The sequence below is a fragment of the Providencia sp. AGC89 genome, from assembly GCF_053543535.1.
Map to the genome: position 1 here is coordinate 1 of NZ_JBIXLP010000067.1, position 19,660 is coordinate 19,660.

The 19,660-nt window shown below is 35.8% G+C and carries 15 protein-coding genes and 1 pseudogene; 10 read left to right on the plus strand and 6 right to left on the minus strand.

Annotation, left to right across the window (positions count from 1 at the left end; all coding sequences use genetic code 11):
- Window positions 1-400 (minus strand): annotated as a pseudogene (locus ACIPUA_RS13140) (transposase); the annotation flags it as partial.
- A 258-nt stretch (window positions 401-658) separates the two neighbouring features.
- On the opposite strand from ACIPUA_RS13140, the gene ACIPUA_RS13145 reads away from it, so the two are divergent.
- The 5 genes from ACIPUA_RS13145 to ACIPUA_RS13165 all read left to right on the plus strand — a co-directional run bounded on the left by ACIPUA_RS13145 (window position 659) and on the right by ACIPUA_RS13165 (window position 7,406).
- Window positions 659-898 carry a putative hemolysin gene (locus ACIPUA_RS13145; RefSeq protein WP_042843863.1) on the plus strand — a complete coding sequence of 80 codons (240 nt, stop codon included), beginning with the start codon at window positions 659-661 and terminating at the stop codon, window positions 896-898.
- Window positions 899-2,485: 1,587 nt separating this feature from the next.
- Window positions 2,486-3,106 (plus strand): fimbrial protein, encoded by a 621-nt coding sequence (locus tag ACIPUA_RS13150; protein WP_036957782.1) that lies wholly within the window; start codon window positions 2,486-2,488, stop codon window positions 3,104-3,106.
- Between the two features lie 119 nt (window positions 3,107-3,225).
- Window positions 3,226-3,927: a fimbrial biogenesis chaperone gene (locus tag ACIPUA_RS13155; protein WP_048607139.1), complete on the plus strand. Its 702-nt coding sequence runs from the start codon at window positions 3,226-3,228 to the stop codon at window positions 3,925-3,927.
- 9 nt (window positions 3,928-3,936) lie between these two features.
- Window positions 3,937-6,420, plus strand: coding sequence for a fimbria/pilus outer membrane usher protein (locus ACIPUA_RS13160; RefSeq protein ID WP_181469257.1), 2,484 nt, complete (start codon window positions 3,937-3,939; stop codon window positions 6,418-6,420).
- Entirely contained in the window at window positions 6,411-7,406 is a 996-nt protein-coding gene (locus tag ACIPUA_RS13165; RefSeq protein ID WP_042843859.1) for a fimbrial protein, read from the plus strand. The genes ACIPUA_RS13160 and ACIPUA_RS13165 overlap by 10 nt, the downstream gene beginning before the upstream one ends.
- 224 nt (window positions 7,407-7,630) lie before the next feature.
- Here ACIPUA_RS13165 and ACIPUA_RS13170 read toward each other — a convergent pair whose 3' ends face one another.
- Window positions 7,631-7,942, minus strand: a complete 312-nt coding sequence (locus tag ACIPUA_RS13170) for a helix-turn-helix domain-containing protein (RefSeq protein ID WP_042843858.1) — start codon at window positions 7,940-7,942, stop codon at window positions 7,631-7,633.
- Window positions 7,943-8,459: 517 nt separating this feature from the next.
- The gene (locus tag ACIPUA_RS13175) at window positions 8,460-9,059 is read right to left on the minus strand and encodes a DJ-1/PfpI family protein (protein ID WP_449059768.1); all 600 of its coding nucleotides are present in this window, start codon (window positions 9,057-9,059) and stop codon (window positions 8,460-8,462) included.
- A gap of 189 nt (window positions 9,060-9,248) precedes the next feature.
- Here ACIPUA_RS13175 and grxB point away from each other — a divergent pair, with 189 nt between their 5' ends.
- Window positions 9,249-9,887: a glutaredoxin 2 gene (grxB, locus tag ACIPUA_RS13180; protein WP_449059769.1), complete on the plus strand. Its 639-nt coding sequence runs from the start codon at window positions 9,249-9,251 to the stop codon at window positions 9,885-9,887.
- Between the two features lie 83 nt (window positions 9,888-9,970).
- On the opposite strand, the gene ACIPUA_RS13185 is transcribed toward grxB, so the two are convergent.
- Together ACIPUA_RS13185 and ACIPUA_RS13190 are read right to left on the minus strand one after the other, a co-directional pair.
- Window positions 9,971-10,408 (minus strand): META domain-containing protein, encoded by a 438-nt coding sequence (locus ACIPUA_RS13185; RefSeq protein WP_042843855.1) that lies wholly within the window; start codon window positions 10,406-10,408, stop codon window positions 9,971-9,973.
- A 15-nt stretch (window positions 10,409-10,423) separates the two neighbouring features.
- On the minus strand, window positions 10,424-11,422 hold the full coding sequence (locus tag ACIPUA_RS13190; RefSeq protein WP_042843854.1) for a 2-hydroxyacid dehydrogenase: 999 nt from the start codon (window positions 11,420-11,422) through the stop codon (window positions 10,424-10,426).
- 233 nt (window positions 11,423-11,655) lie between these two features.
- Here ACIPUA_RS13190 and ACIPUA_RS13195 point away from each other — a divergent pair, with 233 nt between their 5' ends.
- The 3 genes from ACIPUA_RS13195 to ACIPUA_RS13205 are packed head-to-tail and all read left to right on the plus strand — an operon-like array spanning window position 11,656 to window position 14,803.
- Window positions 11,656-14,253, plus strand: a complete 2,598-nt coding sequence (locus tag ACIPUA_RS13195) for a YdbH family protein (protein WP_048607145.1) — start codon at window positions 11,656-11,658, stop codon at window positions 14,251-14,253.
- Between the two features lie 11 nt (window positions 14,254-14,264).
- Window positions 14,265-14,477 carry a YnbE family lipoprotein gene (locus ACIPUA_RS13200; protein WP_042843852.1) on the plus strand — a complete coding sequence of 71 codons (213 nt, stop codon included), beginning with the start codon at window positions 14,265-14,267 and terminating at the stop codon, window positions 14,475-14,477.
- Window positions 14,474-14,803: a YdbL family protein gene (locus ACIPUA_RS13205; RefSeq protein WP_042843851.1), complete on the plus strand. Its 330-nt coding sequence runs from the start codon at window positions 14,474-14,476 to the stop codon at window positions 14,801-14,803. The genes ACIPUA_RS13200 and ACIPUA_RS13205 overlap by 4 nt, the downstream gene beginning before the upstream one ends.
- A gap of 64 nt (window positions 14,804-14,867) precedes the next feature.
- On the opposite strand, the gene ACIPUA_RS13210 is transcribed toward ACIPUA_RS13205, so the two are convergent.
- Entirely contained in the window at window positions 14,868-15,467 is a 600-nt protein-coding gene (locus tag ACIPUA_RS13210; RefSeq protein WP_042843850.1) for an FMN-dependent NADH-azoreductase, read from the minus strand.
- A 206-nt stretch (window positions 15,468-15,673) separates the two neighbouring features.
- On the opposite strand from ACIPUA_RS13210, the gene hrpA reads away from it, so the two are divergent.
- Window positions 15,674-19,576 (plus strand): ATP-dependent RNA helicase HrpA, encoded by a 3,903-nt coding sequence (hrpA, locus tag ACIPUA_RS13215; RefSeq protein WP_048607147.1) that lies wholly within the window; start codon window positions 15,674-15,676, stop codon window positions 19,574-19,576.
- Window positions 19,577-19,660 lie beyond the last annotated feature (84 nt).

The window sequence follows — 19,660 nt, forward strand, 5'->3', positions numbered from 1 at the left end:
TGGTCTTTTTTACGCCAATCTATTTGCTGATGGTAAAACGTGGCTCGTGACAACGACGTTAGCTTACAAGCCTTAATGACTGATAAGCCTGCCTCTTTTAATGATTGAGCACAGGATCTCTTTTCAGCCACTACCAACCCTTTTTTGCGAAAAGCTCCTTCATCGCGTGGTTTTCAAGGCTAACTTCCGCAAAGAGCTTTTTCAGTTTCGCATTTTCATCTTCAAGCTCTTTTAATCGTTTAACATCATTCGCTTCCATGCCACCATACTTTGATTTCCAATTATAATAAGTGGCGTTGCTGATCCCATTTTGGCGGCAAATATCTTCCACTTTCATACCAGAATCAGCGAGTTTTAAAATATTAACGATTTGAGTTTCAGTAAAACGAGCTTTTTTCATCATGACCTCTGCAAATTTTAGGGCAGAAAATCTAATTATAGCTGTCTTATTTTAGGGGAAGTGGACAAGTCTAAACCCTTAGATTCTTTTTTATCTTATCGACACAAATTGTCGTATCCAAAATAATAATGACATTTTTAATATACAACACTAACGTGTAGTATTTTTACCTACTAAAAGGTGATATTTACGGTAATTTGTTGTTAGTTTGCTATTATTTATTTATAATAAGCTAGCCTAACGTAAATAGGGGGTTGTGTGAAAAAAATATTCATTTTTACTGCGTTAATAGCAGTAGCGGGTTGTGTATCTAAAAATACTAAAACAGAGCCTCAACAAGCAGTAGGGATGCCTAATCCTGCATCGGTATATTGTGTACAATCTGGTGGTAAATCTGAGACGGTTGATACTCCTAGCGGGCAGGTTGGCTATTGTATTTTGCCTTCAAAAGAAAGAATAGAAGAATGGGAGCTATATCGTAAAGGCCATTCAAACTAACCTTCCTTTTCATCGTTATTAGCAAAGGCTCTACTCCTTATGGGCTTTTGCTATACCACCATCAGGCATTCTCCTTTTTTAGTGATTAATCATTTCAATTTATTAGCCGATATTAAATGAGTATCAATCGTTTTTTGCTCGTCATAAAGCAGATAACGGAATGATATGTTGCAGATAGTATCCGTCAACTATTCCGTATGTAGTTTAGGCGACATTTTAAGAAAGGCATATTGATTTAGTAAAGGTAAGCTAGTCGGTATATGGCAAATTATTGATATAAAATATTTTTATCTGTTAATGTCTCAAAATTGTTAAATTATGGTACTAAAATGGAGATAGCTACTTTATGTTATGTAATCGACAAAAAATGAGTGTTATTCATGGGATTGAATTGTTTGAAAAACGGTAAACTCTCCTTTTTATGCTTAAATGAGGGTAAGAAAAACATCATTTATTGATAGCTTTAAGCTTAGGATCACACTTTAACACACTATGAGAGTAAATTAGGAATATTCTTAATGATAAAAAACAGTGTATAGATCACATTTTTGGCTGTTGTTCGGTTTAGGAAAACACCCGTATTTTCATATGGTTATAAAATAGAAAAATTGACATAAGTTAGTTTATAGTTTGTGCAACTATTCTGTTTTTTTATTTTATATCAAAAACAATGATAATTTTTTCTAACATAGACTTACTTGTACAAGTTGATATTGAGTTTTTAGTAATAATTTAGAGTTGAATGAAAAGAGGATTATATTGCGATTTTATCGTCATTTTCGTTATCATTCTAAATTTCCCCTCATCATATATATTATTATTTTAATTAAAATCGATGTTTATTCCTCCAAAACACACATTTCAGAATTTTAATAACGACCAAAGCTGACTGTTGATATAAAAACTCAATTATACACTCATAGTGTGTTTTTTTAGGTTTTTAGCATAAAAATTCGGTATTAAATTTTTTTTTGAAATCGAAATTTATTACTAATATTAGTGATTATACATTAATAAAATTAATGATACTATCTTTAAAGGATGATCATTAATGGATGTGTGTTAGTGTTATTTTGCGACTAAAAGTATCAAAATGTGTAATTTAGTATCATTTAAATATGATAAATGTATTTTTTGTTGTTCATATAAATCTAATTTATTAGGAATTAATAGATAATTAAATCTATAAATCAATAAAATTAAGATTTTTTTCTAAAATGTAAGCGTAACACGAGTAGTTTAGTGAAATAACCATATCAAGTAATTCAATCAATAGATCAGTTTTAATAGGTGTGGCCTATTAAAAAATAAATAAGCGATGATAAAAACGATTTAATAAAACTTAAGTTATTATGTATCCTCTCTTCGAAATCATATAGAGCATATGATTATAAATTCTAAATAGGACTAATTAAGAAATACATTTATTTGCATTAATACGAATGGTTCAAAATGAAGCATAAGCTACCGGTCATACTCTATGTATGACTAGGCTCTTGCATTTATTTTTTGCCTAACAATAAAACAAAAAACTTAATCAGTTCTTTTTAATGTAAAAAATAAATACCCTCATATTAGGAAATGAAAATGAAGAAAGTACTACTGACTGCAGTTGCAACAACTATTATTGGCTTATCAACAGCTAACGCTGCAAGCACCAACGTTGGTGGTGGCCAAGTTAATTTTCACGGTAAAGTGACCGATGTTTCTTGTACTGTTTCTGTGGATGGACAAGGTAGTGATGCTAGCGTTTACTTAGCGCCAGTTTCATTAACAGAAGTTCGTGATGGTGGTGCAGATGCATTGTTAAAACCAAAATCTTTTGTTATTGACGTAACTAATTGTGTTGCAGCAGATGTTAAAGATGTAGCTAATGATTCTGCGATCGATAAAACGTTATTAAACGTTAACTGGACTGGTGGTAACTTACTGCAAGGTGCATCAGGTAACTCAGAAGGTTACTTAGCAAATACTGAAACTACAGGTGCTAAAAATATTCAATTAGCACTTTCAACTGATGATAGCTCTGACTTATCAGGTAAAATCATTCCTGGTAACCCATCTCAGAAAAAAGTTAAAGGTGACTTAACTAAAGTTGAGAATGGAGCTCGTTTCCAATACTACGTTGGTTACGCAACTTCTACACCTAAAGATGTCACAACAGGTGAAGTTAAAAGTTATGCAACTTATGAAATCACTTATCAATAAGAAAGTAATAAGTTAATTCCTTATTAGTTTTAATTACGTAAGCATTGTTTAAATATTAATTTAATCAGCATTACTTTGATAAGCGGTAGGTATACTGCCGCTTTTATTTTGAGGTTCAAATGAAAGCAATAGTATTTATCTTCTGCTTCATTTTCAGTATGCATTCATTTGCTAATAATATTATCGTTAATGGTACACGGTTTATTTATCCTGGAAATGAAAAAGAAATTACCGTGCAATTAAATAATACTGCCGATCGTCCTGCAATTGCACAAGCGTGGCTTGACACAGGTGATGCGTCAGAAACACCAGATACGATAAAAACACCATTTCAGATTACACCACCAATTTCGCGTGTAGAAGCTAAAGGTGGGCAAACGTTACGAATCAAATTAATGGATAAAGGAAGTATTCCTCAAGACCGCGAAAGCTTATGGTGGTTGAATATTTTGGATATTCCCCCTATGGCTAAAGCTAAAGAAGGGGATAGTCAGAATGTATTGCAATTAGCGATCCGTTCTAGATTTAAATTCTTTTATCGACCAACAGGGCTGAGTAGCCGTGAATTAGCGCCAGAGCAACTTGTTATAAAAGCAAATGGCAAGAGCATTATTATAGATAACCCGACACCTTACTATATTACCATTACAAAAATTTCAACAGATGGTAAATCTGGGTTAAATGAAAAAACAATTTTATTAGAACCAAAAAGTCAAACAACAGTTGAATTAAAACAAGCCGTAAGGTCAGGAAGTCATATCGTAATTAATAATATTAATGATTATGGGTCAGATATTGCGGTGAAAACCACCGTTAAATAGGAATATATAATGAAACAGCGAGAGTTAATAAATAAATATAGCAATACGCTCTCTGTGACTTGCTTTGTCACTGCATGCATGGTGCCTACATTTAATGCTTGGGGTGAAGAAGATACAACCTATGAATTTAATAGTGGTTTTATTATAGGTAGTAAGGAAGATGTTGATTTAACGCGTTTCAATTCTTCAGGGATCAGCCCCGGTAAATATTCAGTTGACGTATATACGAATAACAATTGGAAGGGGCGCTACGATCTTAATTTTGAAGAACAAAAAAACGGTCAACTAGGAGTGTGTTATACACCAGAAATGCTTTCTGACTTTGGTATTAATATTGAAAAGCTAAATCCTACGGTTAGTAAAGATAGTAATACTTGTTTACCTTTAATGGATTGGAATGATCAAAAAGACGTTGTAGATACATTTCATTCTTCTACATTGCGTTTGGATATTTCTGTTCCACAAATATATGAACAGAGAACTTCCCGTGGTTATGTTTCTCCTCAATTTTGGGAAACGGGCATTCCTGCACTAAATATCGGTTATATGGCTAACTATTATGATAACCATACCAGTGGCTCAAAGGGAACGAATAACGCTAGCGCTTATTTAGGGCTGAATGCTGGTTTAAGTTTTGATGGGTGGCTACTCAAACATATTGGAAACTTTAATTGGCAGCGTCATGGCGGGACGAATTGGAATAGCAATCAAACATATCTGCAAAAACCAATCGCCGAACTAAAATCAAAAGCGACAGCAGGGCAGTTTTATACCGATGGTGATCTCTTTGACAGTATTAGTTTGCGTGGTGCAAAACTAGCAACAGATGACAATATGTATCCTGATGGAATGGCAACATACGCGCCTGAAATCAGAGGAATAGCACAAAGTAATGCCTTAGTAACAGTAACACAAAATAACTCTATTATTTATCAAACAACGGTTTCACCTGGTCCTTTTAGCTTGACGGATGTTTATCCATCAGGTTACGGGAATGATTTGGTTGTAACAGTAAAAGAAGCTGACGGAAGTGAAAGTAGCTTTAGCGTGCCATATTCATCATTAGCACAGCTATTACGTCCTGGTTTTACACGTTATCAAGTTGCTGGTGGTAAAGCTGATGCTGATGGGTTGAGAAATCGTCCATTTATTATGCAAGGTACTATTCAACATGGTTTGAATAATACGTTTACGCTTTATGGTGGTGTCACTGCATTTGATGACTATCAAGCTTACTTAGTTGGTACTGGTGTTAACACTGGGTTTGGTGCAGTTGCTGTGGATTTAACTCAGTCTAGAACCGCATTTAAATATAGAACAGAAAATGGGCAAAGTTACCGTCTAACATTTAGTCGTTTGTTTACTCAAACGGATACTAACTTGGTATTAGCTGCTTATCGGTATTCAACGAAAGATTACTATAACGTCAGTAATGCATTATATGCGATAGATAACGATAAGCGTGGTGTAGAGAATACATTAGGACGTGAGAAAAATGGCTTTAGTTATACAGTAAATCAAAACCTTCCTGATGGTTATGGTGGGGTTTATTTTACGGGCCGTATTTCTAATTACTGGGATAAGTCAGGGACAGAAAAGCAATACCAACTGAGTTATAACAATAATTTTAATCGTCTTTCTTATGGCGTCGCATTTATGAGAGTTTATGCAGAAAATACCAATAATAAAAAAGATGACCGCATCAACTTAAACTTTAGCTACCCACTGTATTTCGGTGAGAGTCAGAGCGCAACATTAACTTCAAATACGGCATTCAATAATGAAAAATTTGGTTCCAGCCAAATCGGTGCGAGTGGTGCATTTGATAGAGATAATAATTGGACTTATGGCATAAATACTTCCGTTGCAAATGGTGGACAGAAAAATATTGGTTTGAATACGGGGTATCGTGCACCGTTTGTTAATACGAATGCGAACTATAGCCAAGGTCAGGGGTATCGTCAGTTTGGGCTTGGTGCAAATGGTTCAATGATTGTGCACTCTGAAGGCATCACATTCACACCAAATACTTCAACAACGTTGGCTTTAATTGAAGCGAAAGGTGCGGAAGGTGCATCAATCATGGGAGCTCCGGGAACACGGATTGACGGAAATGGTTATGCTGTTGCTCCTTATGTCAGAGCTTATCGCATTAATAATGTAGAAATTGATCCAAAAGGAAGTCCTGAAGATATTGTTTTTGAAAATACAGCAACGCAAGTTGTTCCTTATGAAGGGAGTATCGTTAAGGTTAAATTTGGTACTAAAGTCGAAAAGAATATCGCATTTAATGTTGTAAGAGCTGGAAATAAGCCATTGCCATTTGGGGCGAATGTTACTGATATAGATGGTGAGTCCATAGGTATCGTTGGTCAAGGTGGTACAGTATTTATTAGTAGCGAAACTGCAAAAGTGGCAATTATAAAATGGGAAAACGGGCAGTGTTCATTTTCTTTAGAAGCTGGCAATAGTAAGGAAAGTTTATGTCAATAACGAAACAAATTTGCTTGTATATCGGAGTTGGTGTGTTTCTTACCGCGAGTTATGCTTCTGCGTATTGTAATAGGACTTCAACTCGGACATATGAATTAAATATGCAGATGGGGAGAGTCGTGGTAGACCCTAACTTAAATGTTGGCGATACCATTGCGGAGCAAACATGGGATATGCGGGAAAACTCAAGTGCTATTTATGCGTATTGTACGAGGAATACACCGATAACAGCCTCCGTAACTATGCCAAGTTTAGTTCCAGTAGGGAACAAAATTTACCAGACAAATGTGCCAGGAATTGGTATGAAATTTCACCGTGAAGGTGCAGTGAGAATGACGTACCCGGATACATTTTATGCGCCTTCATCAAGTAACTATTATCTTGCGGGTTCAAAATTTATTTTAACTCTGGTGAAAACTGCTCCGGTTACCGGTTCTGGAACTATAGCGAGTGGCCTTTATACGTCTTATGGATATACTCCAAACAACAACCCGTTTTTAATTACTAAGTTAGATGCTGAAGCTATCACAATAGTTTCACCTTCTTGCCAAGTTGAAGGGGGAACTGAAAAAAATGTGTATCTTGATCCTATTAAGCGCTCACAACTGAATGGTACAGGGGCGACGGCAGGCGAAAAAGATTTTGATATTCGATTAATATGCAGTGGTGGTGTTAGCATTTCTGGTTTTGCAAATGTTAATATGACTTTCAGCGGCGATATTCCAACAAATATGAATAATCGACAAGGTGTTTTGGTTAATCAGAATAAATCCAGTAGCGGAGCTACAGGGGTTGGTATTCAAGTTTTAGAACGTAAAGCTAATAAACCACTTATGTTTAATGAAAAATACAAAGTTGGACGTTTAGTTGACCGACAAACAAAATATCTTGATTTAAATTATAAAGCTCGTTATTACCAATATGGCCGTACAATTTCTGCTGGGGAAGTAAATTCTAAAATGGTTTTTAATATTACCTATGATTAAAGTTTTATACATAAATTTTGATTTAGTGTGATTATAATTAAACTAAATTTTTGGTGCTGTTCTGTAAGTTGATAAAATCAACTTTAAATAAATGGCTAATCTTTATGTAGAAGATTAGCCATTTTATTTTAATAATATTAGAAAAATAAAAGTACAAATAACATGGCATAAAAATGCTTATGTTATTTGTACTTTATTTGTATGAACTTAATGTTTTGGTTGTATTAATATTGATCTTTAGAAGGGGCGATAACACTTTCAGCGGTGTATCTTAACTCTTGATTAAGTTCATTAGATAGTCCATTTTCGTTTGATTTTGAACTACTTACATAACCTTGAAAAAACCATTCAATAGGGCAATTTAGCGCTTCTGCGATATCAACTAAATGATTAATTGGTATTTTATTAATACCATTTTCATAACGTGATATTTGTTGTTGGCTTAAATTTAGTTTATTAGCTAAATTGGCTCCAGATAGACCTAGTTCTTTTCTCCGGTTTTTTATCTTGATACCTATTAGAGTATGAATGTCCATATGACATCCTCAATTTATATGAAGGGTTATATTTAATATTTTTAATAAGATTTACATTATATAGTATATTAAAAACTAAAGTACTTTAAAAGTTCTAATGATGATAATTATGATAAAAATCTCCATTTACAACTAATGATTAATAAAAAATAACATTATTTTTAGTAGGGGAATTGTATCACTTAATAAGTAAAAATAATTAATTTTATTTTATTACTTGAAAGTAAGGTTGTTAGCACAAGTGAAAGATAGGAAATTTAGCTTAATACTTTCAATCTGGGCATGTTTTATATTGCAAGTACTATAGGTAACTCTATAAATACAACCAATTACGATATCTTTAATAGCAAACTATAAAATTCAAATGAAAAAGTTAAGAATGTGGTGTTATATTGTTAATTTTATGCTTAATATATTAACTCTAAATATAAGTTAACTATAAAACACACGCTTTAATAGGTTAATAATATTAATAAAATGTGAGTGTTTATTAATTTAAATAAATGCTTAAATAATCTTATATGATGACTTTTTCAAATGGGTCATGTTTTGGGTTTTGGTTCCATATATACTCCATTTTAATAGCGATATCAGTTGCTATATTTAACCCATAGAAATCATTAACAATTTGCAACGACATATCAATACCGGCACTAATACCTGAAGAGGTATAAAATTTTCCGTCATGCACCCATCTTGCACTAGGTTGCCATAAAAATTTTTTATTTAGCGATGTAACCCAGTCATAGGCTAGTTTATTGGTGGTTGCGCGAAGCCCATTTAAAAGAGGGGTTTTTGCAATGAGTGCAGATCCTGTACAAACTGAAATCACAGTATCAGCAAACTCAAATTGTTTCATTAACCATTGGATGTACCTATCGTCTTGCGATAAAGGCCGAGTGCCTTGTCCCCCTGGGATTAAAATATGTTTATAGCGAGGCTTATCTACTCGTATAGTTTCAAGTGTGACACCTTGTGAGCTAGTCATAGGTAAGCCAGATGGGGAAATAAAGTTAATTTTGCAATTATCTAAGCGGTCAAATACCTCTACAGGCCCCATGACATCAAGGATTTCAAATTCATTAAAAAGAATGATAGCAATAGAGTCTAACGTCATAAGTCTCTCTGGCATTTCTGTAATGTGGTTATTTTGTCATGATTATTACTTCATTATTGGGATTTTGTGCACTTTATTAACACTAAAGGTAAGTGAAATTTTACAAATCATTCACACATAAACAAAATCACTAAAGTATACTGTAAATATGTATTGGTTTTTTTTACTCCCTGAACAATGAGGTTAAAAATGAAACTATATGTTTATGACCATTGCCCATTTTGTGTCAGAGCCAGAATGATTTTTGGTTTGAAGAAGTTAGCGGTAGAGCAGGTTGTTTTACTGGATGATGATAAAGAAACACCGATCAGTATGATAGGTAAAAAAATGTTACCTATCTTGCAAAAAGAGGATGGCAGTTATTTACCGGAAAGCTTAGATATTGTCCATTATATTGATAGCCTTAATGAGCCTAAATATGCTAATGGAACGATTTTCCCTGAAATAGAAACTTGGTCTAAGGCCGTATCTTCAGTCGTTTATAAACTTGTGACACCTCGCTTCACTGAAACTGATTTTCCTGAAATCAGTACAACTAAAGCTAGGGAGGCTTATATTGAACGCTCTACCAAATCGCATGGTGATTTAGGAGAACTGAAGAAAGAAACTCACACTTTATTGGTAGAGTTAGAACCTCAAATGTCATTATTAGATGCGTGGTTAGAAACACGTGGGGAACTTATTGATATTAATGATTTTATTATTTTCCCAATTCTACGTAGTTTGAGTATTGTCGACGAATTGTCATTCAGTACAAATATTAGTCATTATATGGCCCGTATTGCAGAAGCGGCGAAGATTAATTTACTGTTTGACCAAGCCAAATAATTTTTGTGTTAAATGAAAAATGCCTCCCAACAGGAGGCATTTTAGTCAATAGAATGCAAACCGTGAGTAGATAATCTTGCCTGTTAATTCATATAATCACGTAAGGTATACACGAGTTTGTAATGTCCTTGAATCAAGACAAGTTGATTATTTTTCAACGTAACAGTTGCACCATCAGTTAACATTCGTTTTATTAATGGGTCCCATTTTGATAAATCTTCATCGACACATTCAAGTTCTGTTTTATTTAGATCTTTAACGGTAATTTTAGCATTGTTAATATTACCGAACCCGTTGAAATCATTGCACATTGATGCTGAAATAAACATTTTTTCACCAAAAGAAATAGATGGCGTTGTTTGTTTATTTTGAATCGTTTTGCCGTCAACTTCGGTCAGAATAAAACGATGGTGCATTAATTTGTTTCTAAGTTCTTGGTCGTCATTTCTGGCATTCACTTGATGTGTTTGGCAAGCGGCTAATAGTACACTTAAAATTGTAAGTGGAATTAGGTGTTTCATTGTTCCATTATCCAACTAAGCATTAACAATATTAGGGCAAGTTTCACCACTATTAATTTGGCGAATATTATTAAGCGTTGTTTGGCTAATGCTTATCAACGCTTCTTCAGTTAAAAATGCCTGATGCCCCGTGAATAACACATTATGGCAAGATGAAAGACGACGGAAAACATCATCTTGTATAACATCGTTAGACTTATCTTCAAAAAATAAATCACGTTCGTTTTCATATACATCCATACCTAACGAACCAATTTTTTGTGATTTTAACGCATTGATTGCTGCAACAGAGTCTATGAGTGCACCGCGGCTGGTGTTAATGATCATGACCCCTTTTTTCATTTTATTAAACGCACTTTCATCAAGTAGGTGATGATTCTCTGCGGTTAATGGGCAATGTAGAGAAATAACGTCTGATTGCTTATATAAGGTATCTAAATCCACATATTCAGCCCCAAGATCTAAAACTGCTTGGTTTGGATATGGGTCATGGGCTAGGAGTCGCATCCCAAAACCTTTTAAAATACGTAGAGTGGCTTGGCCAATTTTACCTGTTCCGATAATACCAGCAGTGCGGTTGTGCATGTTAAAACCGGTTAAACCTTCAAGAGAGAAGTTAGCATCTCTAGTCCGTTGGTATGCTCGGTGGATCCTGCGATTTAGGCATAGCATCATGCCAACAGTATGTTCAGCAACGGCTTCTGGGGAATAAGCAGGCACACGTACCACCTGAATCCCTAATTCTTTAGCCGCTTGTAAATCGACATTATTAAAACCCGCGCAGCGTAAAGCTAAAATTCGAATGTTTAATGCAGCTAATTCTTCTAAAACAGCACGGTTGGCTTCATCATTAACAAAAATACAAATGGCATCAGCACCTACCGCATTTTTTGCAGTCTGAACCGTTAATGGAAAATCAAAATACTCAATATTAAAATTAAACCCAGAACTTTGATTAACTTGTTCCATGTGCTTACGGTCATACAGTTTGGTACTATAAGAAACAATTTTCATCAGAGAGACTCCAGTTTTTAGGAACCAATAAAATAACAGTAGGTAAAAATGTGTACCTACAAAATATAAACTCAGAATAAGGCAATTAAGTTTGTAAATCACCTATAAATTAAGAAAATAGGTATCTGTTTACAATCAGATATAGTTTATGCTTGCTAGACAATGAGTTAATGTGACAGTCGAATGAACTTCATTACTTGCAGTGTAGAGCAAATCAGACAAGGACGAAGCTAATGCAGCTATTAAAAAGAGCATTTATGATATTACTTTGTTTTTCAGGGGTAAGTATTGCTCTCTTAGCATTATTATGGATTACCATTTCTCGTTGGGCTCCAGTGGTTGCTTCTCACTATCTTCCTGAACCGTTGAAGCTTTCATTTTCAACGCCGCGTATTATAGAAGGGCAATTACAACTTAGCGAGATCAATCTAAACGTCGATAAATGCAAGTTAGTTGAGATAAAAAATACTCGGGTTTCAATATTCCCATTGCATTTTATTGTTGATAACCTCACTGTGGCTCCTGAATGTTTTAGTGCTATTAAATCAAGTAGTCATGGCACAGATGATGCTATAAATGTTGAGCAGCTGATAGGCAGTATTCCCGAGTTTTCGCTTGTCATAAAAAATGTAGACGTTCATCCTTGGGAGGACTACCAAGGTAGCTTATGGCTCAGAAGTAGCCATACTGATCCTTTAAAATTGGATTTTAGAGGAGATAATTTACAGCTAACCTCTTTAATTACCGCGGATAATCAATTGGTTATTCAAGAATTTTCTACATACCTCCCAGAACAAAAACAAACGTTAGAGCTTTCAGGTGAAATCCAATTACCTTTGACGGCAAATCGATTACCTGAGAAAGGTGAGTTAAACGCTAATTTTAAATTATTAAACCCTGAAAAATTCCTGACTGCTAAATTTAGTTGGGGAAATAATAAAGGTAAAATAAGTGTCGTTGATATAGACAAACAGCAAGAAATACTCCACCTTCCTTGGGTTTTAACCCCTGAAGTTATTCAAATATCCGACGGTAAATGGCAGTGGGATGAGGCTGATATTCCTTTAAAAGGGGGAATAAACTTACAGGTTAATAACTGGAATAATATATTGAGTGAAATGGTTTTTTCAGGGCGAATCAATCTATTGACTCAAGGGAAAAAAGGAAAAGCAAACTTAGTATTAACTCTGCCCCCAACACATATTGATTTAATAAATACTGCGGTCAATTTTCAGCTTAATGGCAGAGTGAAATATGAAGATATGATTTTAGATATCAACTTGCCAGCTCAAGTATCAGGCGAACTAACCGCGGCAAAAATCTCATTTTTATCGGGGTCATTACTTAGAGCATATGGAAGAGCATCACCAACAGTATTAATTAAAGAAATCCGTTTACCTCTTGCAGGCACTTCCCTTAGTGAAGAGGGTATTTCCGGGCCTCTACAAGCGATATTAAAGGTTAAAGAGCAATATTGGGGGGATTTTGATATCCATTTAGATGGTAAAGCCAATAAATTTACCCTCGATAACGGCACATGGTTTTGGAATTATTGGGGGAATGCTGTATTGCCTTCAATCTCTGCTAATTGGGATATTAAAGGGAATGGTAGTTGGCAAGATACACTGATTACACTAAATAATTTAACGACAGGTTTTAACCAAATACACTATGGTTTACTGTCGATGAGTGCACCGCGTTTGCAATTAACAAAACCTTTATCTTGGCAACGAGATCTCAACAAAGCTAACTTTAAGGGGTCATTGCAACTTACGAGTGAACGAATGCAATTTGGTAAAGAAAGTTATTTACCAAAAATCACGGTAAATGCAGATATTAATGGTAAATCACCTGCTGATTTTCAGTTAAAAGGCGACCTGAGTACTAAGGATGTTGGGCCAATTGTGATTTTTAGTCGTTGGGATGGGGAAAGGCTAAGAGGTGAAGCCCGTTGGCCTGAGCAATCAGTGACTGCATTTCAAACATTAATACCCGCAGATCTTGGTATTGAATTAAAACAGGGTAAATTATTTTCTCAAGCTGCATTTTCTATTACACCTGAAGATGGCTTTATTGCTGGTGGGCACTGGAGAGTTGAAAATACTAGCCTTTGGCTGAAAGATGGAGACCTATCGGGGTTAAATTTTGTATTACCATGGCGGTTAAAGCAAAGCACATGGACTTTGGGTGGAAAAACACCTGTTGAATTACGGATTAAACAACTAAATAATTTATTTGAACTTACGGATATTAAAGCTGATTTATCTGGAAGTTATCCTCCAACAGATAGTGCGCCATTGAAGCTAACTAATGTCGGTTTTAAGACATTAGGAGGGAATATTTCAATGGATTTATTACGCTGGCCACAGACACAAGCTTCAACGATTAAATTGCGACAAATTGAACTTAGCCAGTTATTTACCATACTGAAAGTGTCACAGTTTGCAGTCTCAGGTAAAGTTAATGGAGAGCTGCCATTTTATTTAAATAATCCGGAATGGATAGTTAAAAATGGTTGGATGGAAAACAGTGGGCCGCTGACTTTACGGTTAGATACCCAATTTGTCGATTCTATTCGTGAAGATAATATATCTGCAGGTTCAGCAATGAGTTGGTTGCAGTATTTAGAAATACAGCGTAGCAGAACAGATGTAAATATAACTAATTTAGGGATGTTAACGATGAAAACGATCCTTGAAGGTTATAACACGCAAGAAAAGAAAAGGCGTGAAGTTCATTTAAATTATCATCATGAAGAAAATATCTTTCAACTATGGCGTAGTTTGCGATTTGGTAGCTCTTTAGAAGAGTGGTTAGAAAAAAATTTATAATAGGCGTAGGGATGAATGTGAATATATTGAAACTGAGTACAGTAGTAGTAATAACCTTTTTATTATCAGCTTGTTTGCGAGTTGAGGTTGCCACCCCGGATAAGCCAATTAACATTAATATGAATGTGAAAATTGAGCATGAAATCCAAATAAAAGCGGATAGGCAGGTTGAGGAGTTACTTAAGGAAAACAGTGATCTATTTGGCGAGGTAAGTGAAAAATGAGTAAGATAATTAAAGTGTTAGCCTTATGCTCATTGTTTAGTGTTTTTCAATCTATGGCATTAACAATTGATGAAGCGAAAGATCGAGGGGTGTTAGGGGAAACATTATCAGGATACTTAGCCCCTGTTAATACAAATAATCCAGATGCTGTAAAGTTGGCAAACCAAATTAATCAAGAACGCGAAAAAAAGTATAGTGAGATTGCTAAAAAAAACAATCTAAAAACTAGCGAAGTAGCGAGAATTGCTGGGCAGAAATTAGTTGAGCGAGCAAGTGAAGGGGAGTATGTACGTGGAATTAATGGGCAATGGCTACAAAAGAATTAAAAAAGCGCACTAAGAAAGCGCGCAAAATTATAACAATGGTAGCTTTAGGTATATGAGGTGCTTATTAATTTATGATGTTATTTATATGTTCTTGAGCTTGTTGATGAGCTTGTAAAACTGAATCGGGCCCTAACGCAGTCCCTTCAGCAAAAATAAACTCAATATCGCTGATACCAATAAAATTCAAAAATAATGTTAAATAAGGCACCATAGTATCAGCAGGTGTATCTTTATAGATGCCGCCTCGGCTTGTTAATACATAAGCGCGTTTATCTTTTAATAAACCAACGGAACCTTGTTCTGTATATTTAAAGGTATGCCCTGAACGTGCAATAAAGTCAAAGTAGTGTTTTAAATGAGACGAAATCGTGAAATTGTACATAGGTGCTGCAATAACAATCGTATCATGAGCTTTGATTTCTTCAATTAATGCATTTGATAGGTCTAAATGTGCTTGTTGTTGTTCTGTTTTCGTGTCACTAGGGCCAAAAGCTGCTAAAATTTCACTGTCAATTGCTGGGACCGGCTGATTGACTAAATCACGTACAGTAACTGCGTCTGCTGGGTATTTTTCCTGCCATTGCTGAATAAAGTAATCTGCCATTTTATTGCTTTGTGAGTAGTCAGCAAGAATACTTGATTTCAATAGTAATATTTTACTCATATGTTCCTCAAATTTATTGTATTACTTTACTCTAATCATACGTGATACATAACTGATTGATAGACAGAAAATTAGATAGCTTACTTCAAAAAAAATGATGGTATTTTTATGTAATAACAACAATCAAAACCTAATCTAAATGCTACTTCTAAACGGCGAAGTTTAATGACTATCGTAATTGTAATTAAAAATATAAGGATTAAAAAGTGAAATCCATACTGACAGCATTAAACGCTGATATTGGACAAACTTCATTACGTGACCAATGGTTACTGAAAAAAAGAGTGCATGGAGTCGCGAAAATTCAAGATGAAAAATCGCGTTCAGCTGTACTTGATATCATTAAGTCGGATATTGAAACGGCTAAGCAGAAGGTGTTAGCCAAAAGGTTAAATCCACCTAAAATTGTTTACCCTGATAATTTACCGGTCAGCCAGAAAAAAGATGTTATTTTTGATGCGATTAAAAAACATCAAGTGGTTATTATTGCAGGTGAAACTGGCTCAGGTAAAACAACCCAAATTCCAAAAATCTGTCTTGAACTTGGACGAGGTGTACTCGGCTATATTGGCCATACCCAACCGCGTCGCCTTGCTGCTAGGTCAGTTGCTTCTCGTTTAGCACAAGAATTAGAGTGTGAATTGGGCACTAATGTGGGTTATAAAGTCCGTTTTAGTGACCAAGTGAGTGAAACCACCCAAATTAAATTGATGACGGACGGTATCCTCCTTGCAGAGCTGCAGAATGACAAATTACTCCTACAATACGATACGATTATTATCGATGAAGCACATGAGAGAAGCTTAAATATTGACTTCATTTTAGGGTATTTGCGTCAATTATTACCCAAACGCCCTGATTTAAAAGTTATTATTACTTCAGCAACTATTGATCCTGAAAGGTTCTCGAAGCACTTCAATCATGCGCCAATTGTTGAGGTATCTGGGCGTACTTACCCTGTAGAAGTGCGTTATCGCCCAATTGTTGGCGGAGATAATGACAGTGACCGTGACCAAATTGATGGGATTGTTGATGCTGTTAACGAATTATCACTAGAAGGTAATGGTGATATTCTGATATTCATGAGTGGTGAACGTGAAATACGTGATACTGCTGATGCTTTATCAAAGTTGTCATTACGTCACACTGAAATTCTTCCTTTGTTTGCAAGGCTCTCTAATACAGAACAAAATCGTATTTTCCATCCTCATGGAGGAAGGCGAATTATTTTAGCGACCAACGTAGCAGAAACATCATTAACAGTACCTGGTATCAAATATGTAATTGATACAGGTTATGCACGGATCAGTCGTTATAGTTATCGAACAAAAGTGCAACGTTTGCCTGTCGAGGCCATTTCACAAGCTTCTGCGAATCAACGAAAAGGGCGTTGTGGGCGTGTTTCTGATGGTATCTGTATTCGCCTATATTCGGAAGAGGATTTTCTTTCACGAGCGGAGTTTACTGACCCCGAAATATTACGGACCAATTTAGCCTCAGTTATTTTGCAAATGACTTCTATAGGCCTTGGTGATATTTCTGCATTCCCATTTGTAGAGGCTCCTGATAAACGTAATATACAAGATGGCGTAAAACTGTTGGAGGAGCTCGGGGCAATTAAACCTCATAGGCAGGCAGATAAGGGCTACCAATTAACAGATACAGGTCGTCAATTAGCCCAACTGCCTGTTGACCCGAGGTTAGCTCGTATGGTTATTGAGGCGAGAAAACATGGTGCCATTAGGGAAACGATGGTCATAGTTTCTGCGCTTTCAATCCAAGATCCAAGAGAAAGGCCTTTGGATAAGCAACAAGCTTCTGATGAAAAACATCGTCGCTTCCATGACAAACAATCAGACTTTTTGGCTTTTTTAAACCTTTGGGATTACCTGAAAGAGCAACAAACACAGCTGTCTAACGCTCAATTTAGGAAAATGTGCAAACAAGAGTTTTTAAATTATTTACGTATTCGTGAATGGCAAGACTTATATACGCAACTAAGGCAAGTTGTAAAAGAACAAGGTTTTGCGATTAATAGCTCAGCAGCTGATTTTCGTAGTATCCATATTTCTTTATTGGCTGGGTTACTTTCACATATCGGGCAAAAGGATGTTGATAAACCAGAATATACTGGAGCAAGGAATGCGCGGTTCACCATTTTTCCTGGCTCAGGTTTATTCAAAAAGCCCCCTAAATGGGCAATGGTTGCAGAGTTAGTTGAAACATCAAAACTATGGGGGAGAATTGCGGCTTCTATTGATGTTGAGTGGATTGAACCATTAGCAGAGCATTTGACGAAGTATAGCTATAGTGAACCCCATTGGTCAAAATCTGAAGGTGCGGTAATGGCATCAGAGAAAGTGACCTTATATGGTTTACCGATTGTTTCAGCGCGGAAAGTGAATTATGGCAACATTGACCCTTTATTATGTCGTGAGTTATTTATTCGGCACGCCTTAGTAGAAGGGGACTGGGTAACGCGTCACGCATTTTTTAAAGAAAACCTTAAACTGTTATCTGAAGTTGAGGATTTAGAACATAAATCACGTCGACGTGACATATTAGTTGACGATGAAACCTTATTTGCTTTTTATGACCAGCGGATCCCGAATGATGTGATTTCTTCACGCCACTTCGATAACTGGTGGAAAACTGCGTCAAAACAGCAGGCAGACTTGCTAAGTTTTGAAAAAAGCATGTTAATCAAAGAAGATGCCAGTAAAGTTTCGGCGCTTGATTACCCCAATTATTGGTATCAAGGGGAGCTTAAATTTCGCTTAAGCTATCAATTTGAACCAGGCACTGATGCAGACGGCGTGACAGTACATATTCCTCTCGCTATTTTAAATCAGGTGCAGAATATGGGTTTTGACTGGCAAGTGCCAGGTTTACGGCATGAATTGATTGTTGCATTAATTAAGTCATTACCCAAACCAATTAGAAGAAACTTCGTTCCTGCGCCAAACTATGCTTCAGCCTTTCTTGAGCGTGTGCCAGAACCTGAAGGTAGTGTGTTAGACAAGCTAGAAAAAGAATTGCGTCGGATGACTGGAGTGACTGTTGAACGTGAAGCGTGGCAGCTTGACCAACTTCCTGTACATTTAAAAATGACTTACCGTGTTATTGGCGACAAAAATAAAACTATTGCGGAAGGCCAAGATCTCGATATTTTGAAAAATAGCCTGAAGGAAAAAGTGCAAGAAACACTCTCTGAGGTCGTTGACGATGGGATTGAACAATCTGGTTTACATATTTGGAGTTTTGGCGAATTACCTCAACGTTTTGAGCAAAAGCGAGGAGGGTATTCAGTTAAAGCCTATCCGGCCTTAGTTGATGAAAAAAACAGTGTAGGAATTCGTGTATTTGAAACAGAATTTGAGCAACAGCAAGCAATGTGGTGTGGTATTCGCCGGTTATTATTGCTAAATATTCCATCACCCATTAAATATTTGCATGAAAAACTACCGAATAAATCGAAATTAGGGTTGTATTTTAATCCCTATGGTAAAGTTTTAGACCTAATCGATGACTGTATCTCTTGTGGGGTAGACCAATTAATTGCTAATTTTGGTGGAGCTGTGTGGGATGAAGCGCAATTTGAGAAGCTTAAAGAGTTTGCTCGTGCTGAATTAAACGATGTCGTTGTCACTATTGCAAAGCAAGTTGAGCAAATTCTTAGTGCAGTATTTGCAATTAGTAAACGTTTGAAAGGGCGAGTAGACTTTTCGATGGCTCTAGCACTTTCTGATATAAAAGCACAAATGGGGGGGCTGGTATTTAAAGGCTTTGTCACTGCTCATGGTTGGAAACGTTTGCCCGACGTGTTGCGGTATTTAAATGGTATTGAGCGTCGCCTTGAAAAGTTGGCTATTGACCCAAATCGTGACCGGGCTCAAATGAGTAAAGTCGAACACATTCAAAATATGTGGCAGCAATGGTTAGCAAAACTGACACCAATTCAAAAAGATATGCCTGAAGTACAAGAGGTTCGCTGGATGATAGAGGAATTGCGTATCAGTCTGTTTGCTCAGCAATTAGGGACGCCTTATCCAATTTCAGATAAAAGAATTATTCAGACGATGGATAGCTTATCGCAAAAATTGTCGTAATAATCGCCTTTTGATTTACCAAAGCTTCGTACTTAACGGCACGAAGCTTTTTTATTTAGCTTCGTATTTAATAAAACTATTTTC